Annotated in this window: 2 protein-coding genes; one reads left to right on the forward strand and one right to left on the reverse strand. The window is 66.9% G+C overall.

Features of this window, described 5'->3' with window-relative positions; all coding sequences use genetic code 11:
• Nucleotides 1–155: 155 nt before the first annotated feature.
• Nucleotides 156–812, reverse strand: a complete 657-nt coding sequence (locus ACRWK7_RS30545; RefSeq protein ID WP_431860878.1) for a hypothetical protein — start codon at nt 810–812, stop codon at nt 156–158.
• A 77-nt stretch (nt 813–889) separates the two neighbouring features.
• On the opposite strand from ACRWK7_RS30545, the gene ACRWK7_RS30550 reads away from it, so the two are divergent.
• Entirely contained in the window at nt 890–1,354 is a 465-nt protein-coding gene (locus ACRWK7_RS30550; protein ID WP_431860880.1) for an ester cyclase, read from the forward strand.
• Nucleotides 1,355–1,533: the final 179 nt, after the last annotated feature.

The raw sequence follows: 1,533 nt of genomic DNA on the forward strand, positions 1-1,533 counted from the left end.
AGGAAGAGGTGGCAGAGCAGGAGCGCATCGCGGCCGAAAAAGCTGCCCAGCGCGCGGCCGATGCGGCGCGCGGCAAGCGCGGCTCGGTGCAGGAATAGCCGTTGGCCCCGGCGCGCCCGCGCCTTGACCAGCATCCCCGCGGTGGCGGATTTTCGCTAGCGCTTGCCGGATCGCTCGCGGGCTTCGGCAAGCGCCTGCCGTACCAGGGCCTGCGCGGCCCAGCCACAGGCCGCGAGCGCCTCATCGACACTGGCGCCGGCCACATCGCGTAGCGACAGCGCCGCCTCCGTTCCCATCACCGTGGCCAACGCATGGGCCAGCCGGCGGCGCGCCGCCGGCGTCAACTCGCCCTTCAATGAATCGACGATCGGACCGATGTATTGCATTCGCCGCGCAGGCCGTGGCGGGCGCGATTGCTGCGGGTTGTCCAACCATGCGGACATGAACGAACGCTCGACCGCGTGCAGTCCCACCTCATCGTCGAGCAACAGCTTGTTCATGGTGCGCGCCGCGCGGGCGGCCATCTCGGCCGGATCGTCTTGCCCGGGACTGCAGAAGCTCTCCAGCGCGGGCACTGCCCGTTCGAACATCGCGTCGCTGATCAGGTCCTCGACCGAAGAGTAGTAGCGATAAGCCGTGGCACGGGACACCATTGCGCGCTCGGCCACTTCGGGGAAGCTGGGCTTGCGGCCGCCCTCGCAGAGCGCGAGCGCCGCCTCGATGAGCGCGCGCCGCGTGCGCCGCCGTTGATTGGCGCGGCCTTCCCCGGCCGCTGCGGGAACACCGTCCCCACTTGACGTATTCGAATTCATAAGTTCATAATGAGACAAGCGTCTCATAAATAGAGTACAGTCTCATTATACTTCATTCACGTCAAGAGAGGAGCACCATGGAACAGACTACCAGGGAGCAGTTCGATCGGATGATTGATCGCCATTTCCGCTTCGAGGCGGAGGACGACGTCGAGGGCGTGCTCAGTACGATGGTCCCGGAGGTCGAGCATGACGTGGTGGGCTCGCCCACCGGTCCGCTGCATGGCAGGGCGCAGGCACGCGGCTTCTACGACGCGCTGTTTGCTGACCTTTCCGGCGAGAAGGTGACGTCGCTGCGACGCTACTACGGGCCGGACTTTGTCGTCGACGAGAGCCTGTGGGAAGGAACTGCGCCGGGAACCCCGTTCGGCATTCCCGGCAGCGGCCGCCGCTTGAGCTTTCGCCTGCTGCACGTGTTCGACATGGATCCAAGCGGCCTGATCCGGCGCGAGAACGTGTGGATCGATCTTGCCTCGATCATGCAGCAGCTGGGCGCCACCCCGGCTGCGGCGGCTACTGCGCAGGAAGGAGCGTGTCCGTAACGGGCAATGCTCGCAGCCGCGCTTGCGAGCGGGGGCGCAAGGACGCGGCGTGGCCGGTGGCAGTTCCTACGCCGCCGCCGCCCCAAACCTGAAGCTCGACACCGCCAGGCTGCCGAAGAAATCATCCTCGTGGTACACCAGCGCCGCCGGCTCCTGCTCGGCCGCGCCGAGCGCCACCA

Source organism: Azospirillum sp., from assembly GCF_050789165.1.